This is a genomic window from Clostridium tarantellae, from assembly GCF_009295725.1.
GTDB classification, from domain to species: Bacteria; Bacillota; Clostridia; order Clostridiales; family Clostridiaceae; genus Sarcina; species Sarcina tarantellae.
The window spans coordinates 1-5372 of record NZ_WHJC01000233.1; the positions used below are offsets into that span (position 1 = coordinate 1).

Consider the following 5372-nt stretch of genomic DNA (forward strand, 5'->3'; position numbering starts at 1 on the left):
ATATTATTAATTTATTAAATAAAATCACTTTAAATTTGTAACTAAATAATTTATTTGATATAATATTAGCTTGGAAAACTTTTGAATGTATAAATAAACCACCTATTAAATGAAATTTTATATTAAACAAAAGATGAAAGAGGATAAAAGATGAAAAAAAATAAAATAATAAAGTTAATAATGGCTACAGTTATAACTACTTTGGCAATGACATTATGTGCTTGTGGCAATGGTGTAAAGCAGAAAATGGATACAGGAATTACTCATTTAAACAATGGTGAGTATGAAGAAGCTAAAAAAGACTTAGATGAAGTGCTGAAAAAAGATCCTAATAATATAGAAGCAAAGAATTTAGAACAAATAATTATTGATTTTAATAATGCTGAAACGGAATATAAAAACAATAATTTTTCTAAGGCTAAGGAAGAGTTAGATAAGCTTCCAAGTGAATATTCAAACTACAGCATTAAAGAAAAAATAGAAGAATTAAAAAAGAATGTTAATATTAAATTAGAAGAAATAGAAAAAGTAAACAGTAAGCTAGATGATATAAATAAAGTTCTTTCAGAAAATAAATTAAAGGAAGTTGAAAAAGAAATAGAAGCTTTTAATGGTACAACCTTAACAGAGGAGCAATCAAAAAAGCTAGAAGCTATTAAAAATGAATTAAATGTAAAGATAGAAAAGAAGGCTGAAGAAGAAAGAATAAAGAAAGAAAAAGCTGAAAAGAAAAGAATAGAAAAAGAAAAAAAGGCAAAGGAAGAAAAACTTAAAAAACTAAAAGAACAAGAAAGTAAAAACTTAGGGAATATTCATTATGTAAATGAAAAATTAGGAATTCAAATGGAATTACCTACTGATTGGAGAGGACATTATAAGGCTTATGAATATGATAAGGGTATAACTTTTAAGTATGTTAATAAGAATAATCCAAATGTTTATGGAACATTTCTCTTTATACATAAATTACGTGATGAAAAAGATGCTAGTTCACATGTAGATGATTCACATATAATTGATATAAATGGTTCAAAATTCCAAATAAGCTCAACTTCAGATATAGGATGTAATGCTGAAGAATTTGGTGAGATAGAAATACTTAAAGAATTTTCTAAATTAAGAAAACAGAAAAGTTTAATTTATAGAACTATAAGAGCTTATAAAAAATAAAAAAAGATTAAAGTTAAAATATGTATTTTTATTTTTTACACAAAACTATTTATTGTATCTAAAAACACTTAAAGTTTATACATTACTATTGATAGACTTACTAAAAAACTTTTTCTTTTCATAAAAAACTCATCATTAAAATAAATAAGCTAATGATGAGTTTTTTTATATTTTTAATTTTTATTATCTAAAGAATCAATAAAATCTTTAGCTTCTTTTAATCCAATACCTGTAGTATTTCTATATTTTTTTATTGCTTCAACTTTTTTACCTTGGGAAATAAGATTTTTTAATTCATCTGTTAAATCTTTTGTTATTTCTGTTTCTTTAAGAATTCTATTTAATTTTATGTTTATACCTTTTATATCATTTTTAATCATACTAATACTACTTACTAACCATAGTATTGATCCTATCACTGCAAGTATTATTGCTACTAATATTAATGGATTATTAATTAAATAGTTCATAATATCTCCTTTTCTTTTGTAAATTTAGGTAGTTAGACTATCATTAAGCTTTAGAAAGCATCAGAGCCACCTCCACCACCTCCTGAAAAATCACTACCACCAGAAAATCCACTGAAATTATCTGAATTAGAATTATTTAGATTATTACTATTTATATTATTAACAATATTATCATTAATTTCATTCCATATAAACATATTATACATTAAAAAATAAGGAAAATTAAATCCATAAATATTTTCTGAGTCATCATAATTTAATGCGTCATTTAGTTTATTTATAAAGGAATCATCCTGCAATTCATCAACATTTAAAGCTAATGCATAAATTAGATGTCTATTGATATCATCTTTTAATAAGGTAGAATTTCCTTTTATACAAGCTACTAAATATGCTTTATAAGCTAACCATTTAATTTTTTCATTTTCATATTCATTAGTTAAAATTTTTTTTGACTTTATTTTAGTATAAAAACCTAAGGTGTTAGCTTCTTCTTTTAATATATTTTCCCATATGGTATTTTTTTCCTTGAACTCTTTAGAGCCTTCAATGGAAGCTACTATTTTTTCAATATGCTTTAAAGAAATTTTAAAATCTACTTCATAAAGTTTAAACCAATGTATAAAAAATCCTTTACTACTTTCATCTTCTTTTATATCTTTTTTTCTTGTAAAATATAAATCTTTTTCTTCTATATTATTTTCATTTTTATATATAACTTCATTAACATCATAGTATCCTAATTTACATAAATAAAATAAAGTGGCAGGTATAGCTTCTATAGTTAGTTTTTTATTAACTAATAAATTTACTAAAGCAGGACTCATATTACTTGGAGGAGTTTTTAATATTTTTTCTTTAAAAAATGTATAGTTATCTCTATAACTTTTAATTTCTTCATTTGTTTTTTTATTATGAAAGAAAATAGCACCTCCTATGATACCTAATAAACCTACAAATCCTGCTATTACTTCTGTTATCTCATTAGAAGATTTATTATCATTATCTATATTATTTTTATCATTAGCATTATAATTATTGTCATTAGTTTCATCATAATTAATAGGAGCAGTTGTTAAAAAATTAGGTTGAAAATCTACCTTTAAAGCTAATAAGGAAGTTAGGTTTTTTCCTTCTAAAATAATTGAATTTTCTGTGTTACTAGTTTGAAAACCACCATCATCAACATAAGCCGTATATTTTAAAGTATTTAAATCAAATTTTTCATTTTGTAAACTTAAAGTAAGTTTTACATTATCTACTGAAATTTTACCATTAGCATCATAAAAATCCCAATTTAATTGTCCAAAATCTCCATAATTCTTAACATTATCTAGAACAGTATATTTAAATTTAAAGGTTTTTTTCTCATTTTCACTTTTGGAATAAACCTTTAAATTTTCATAATTTCCATCATTATTAACTTCATATTTTACATCTTTAGTTACATTGTTATTATCAATAACTGAAATATCTTGAATTTTATAACCATTACAGCCATTAAGAGAAAGACTTCTATTTATACCATTAAAGTTTCCCTTAAAATTATAGGTTATGCTTTCTTCTACATTTAAATTACCTTCTTTTGTTATAGTTGCATTAATTAATAAGTTTTCTATAGTATAGCTTTTTTCATTTCCTTTTGCTTTTATTGGTATAGAAAAAAATACTAATAAAAATAAAGGTAATAAACACTTTACCAAGAATTTAGAAAAATTTTTATTCATTTAAGTCCTCCATTTTAAATAATATTATTGTTTTTTTCATCTTATGAATTTAAATATCATAAGCAGTACAATTGGTATATTTTGTAGATATATCTTAATAATAGCATAAATTAAAAAATAATATTGAAATTAAGTTAAAATTACAGTATTTTAACTTAAAGTATTGCTATAAGAAATATTTCCAGTTGTTTTTTAATAAGAAAATAAAATACTATATAATTTACATAACAAAAATGTAATATTAATGAAATGTTATTTATATTGAGGCTATAAATAGAATCCTATAAAATAAGTTACATAAAATAAAGTTGAAAAACTATATTATGTAAAAAATAGGAGATTTACTAATGAAAAATATATTAAGTGTAGAAAAAGTTGAAAAGTATTATGCCAGTAAAGATAATGTAACAAAGGCTATAGATAATATTAGTTTTAAGGTAGATAGTGGAGAGTTTATTGGAATAATGGGCCCTTCAGGAAGTGGAAAAACTACATTACTTAATTGCATAGCCACTATTGATAAGGTCACTACAGGAAGTATAATGCTAAATAATAAGGATATTACTAGAGTAAAATCAAAGGAATTAGAAAAAATTAGACAAACTCAGTTAGGATTTATATTTCAAGATTTTAATTTATTAGATACTCTTACAGCTTATGAAAATATTGCTTTAGCATTAACAATAAAAGGTGAGAAAAGCTTTAAAATAGATGAGAAAATAAGATCAGTGGCAAAATATTTAGAAATTGAAGAAGTATTAAAAAAATATCCTTATGAAATGTCAGGAGGACAAAAGCAAAGAGTTGCATCAGCAAGGGCAATAGTAACTAATCCCTCTTTAGTACTTGCAGATGAACCTACAGGAGCACTAGATTCAAAATCAGCTAGATTATTACTTGAAAGATTTGAAGAGTTAAATAAGAAATTAAATACCACCATACTTATGGTTACTCATGATTCATTTACAGCTAGCTATGCTCACAGGATTCTTTTTATTAAAGATGGAAAAATATTCAATGAATTAGTGAGAGGAAATGATAGTAGAAAGGATTTTTTTTATAAAATTATAGAAGTTATATTACTCCTTGGGGGTGATGATAACAATGTATTTTAAAATAGCTTTCACTAATATAAAAAAAAGTTATAAAGATTATAGTATATATTTTTTAACTTTAATATTAGCTGTTTCTATGTTTTATAGTTTTAATTCCATAGATTCACAAAGGGCTCTTATTGAAATAAATTCTTCAGATGGAAACTATTATATAGAAAGATTAATTACAATTATTTCTGGAGTATCAGTATTAGTATCCATAGTCTTAGGTTGTTTAATATTATATGCCAATAATTTCTTAATAAAAAAACGTAAAAAAGAATTAGGATTATATATGACTTTAGGAATGGAAAAAAGAAAAATATCTAGAATTTTAGTTTTAGAAACCTTTATAGTAGGTGTTATATCTTTAATTTTTGGTATTATTTTAGGCATTATAGTATCTCAAGGATTATCTGCTTTTACATTAAAGCTCTTTAGTATTGCAATGGATGAATATAAATTTACTATTTCTTTAAGCGCTATAGGTAAGACAATTATATATTTTGGAATAATATTTTTAATTATTATGGTATTTAATATATTAGTTATTTCTAAATATAAAATAATTGACCTACTAACTGCAAATAAAAAGAATGAGAATATGAAATTCAAAAATCCATATCTATATTTCTTTTCATTTATTTTCAGTGTAATATTATTAGGAGTTTCCTATAAGGTTATGTTATATACAGGACTTGATTTAAGAAAACCTATGTTTAAAGTATCATTTACTATTGCAATATTATGTACAATAATGTTTTTCTTTAGTTTATCTGGATTTGTATTATATATAGTAACCCTAATTATTCATGAAAAAATAAAAATCATAATAGATATGGCTTAAAATAATGCTTTTCTACAAAAAAAAATTCACCTATTAGGTGAAAAAGTATAGAAAAAAGGATTCA

At 22.9% G+C, this 5372-nt stretch carries 4 protein-coding genes and 1 pseudogene; 3 read left to right on the forward strand and 2 right to left on the reverse strand.

Translation table 11 applies throughout. The features are described from left to right. The first annotated feature begins 150 nt into the window (after positions 1 to 150). Complete coding sequence (locus GBZ86_RS12185) at positions 151 to 1170, forward strand: tetratricopeptide repeat protein (RefSeq protein WP_152891039.1); 1020 nt, start codon at positions 151 to 153, stop codon at positions 1168 to 1170. A gap of 173 nt (positions 1171 to 1343) precedes the next feature. Here the strand turns inward: GBZ86_RS12185 and GBZ86_RS12190 are convergent, their stop codons facing one another. Then, positions 1344 to 1640, reverse strand: coding sequence for a ribosomal protein L7/L12 (locus GBZ86_RS12190; protein WP_152891041.1), 297 nt, complete (start codon positions 1638 to 1640; stop codon positions 1344 to 1346). Positions 1641 to 1690: 50 nt separating this feature from the next. Continuing rightward, a complete protein-coding gene (locus GBZ86_RS12195) occupies positions 1691 to 3367 on the reverse strand; it encodes a DUF2207 domain-containing protein (RefSeq protein WP_152891042.1) in 1677 nt (558 codons plus the stop codon). Positions 3368 to 3714: 347 nt separating this feature from the next. Between GBZ86_RS12195 and GBZ86_RS12200 the strand changes: the two genes are divergently transcribed. Both GBZ86_RS12200 and GBZ86_RS12205 read left to right on the forward strand, forming a co-directional pair. After that, positions 3715 to 4482 (forward strand): ABC transporter ATP-binding protein, encoded by a 768-nt coding sequence (locus GBZ86_RS12200; protein ID WP_152891044.1) that lies wholly within the window; start codon positions 3715 to 3717, stop codon positions 4480 to 4482. Continuing rightward, a pseudogene (locus GBZ86_RS12205) lies at positions 4472 to 5260 on the forward strand (FtsX-like permease family protein); the annotation flags it as partial. The gene GBZ86_RS12200 and the pseudogene GBZ86_RS12205, both read left to right, overlap by 11 nt. Positions 5261 to 5372: the final 112 nt, after the last annotated feature.

What these genes read in the sequence shown, in the direction of transcription:
- GBZ86_RS12185 (WP_152891039.1), top strand. Translation starts at nt 151, where the DNA reads ATGAAAAAAAATAAAATAATAAAGTTAATAATGGCTACAGTTATAACT.
- GBZ86_RS12190 (WP_152891041.1), bottom strand. Translation starts at nt 1,640, where the DNA reads ATGAACTATTTAATTAATAATCCATTAATATTAGTAGCAATAATACTT.
- GBZ86_RS12195 (WP_152891042.1), bottom strand. Translation starts at nt 3,367, where the DNA reads ATGAATAAAAATTTTTCTAAATTCTTGGTAAAGTGTTTATTACCTTTA.
- GBZ86_RS12200 (WP_152891044.1), top strand. Translation starts at nt 3,715, where the DNA reads ATGAAAAATATATTAAGTGTAGAAAAAGTTGAAAAGTATTATGCCAGT.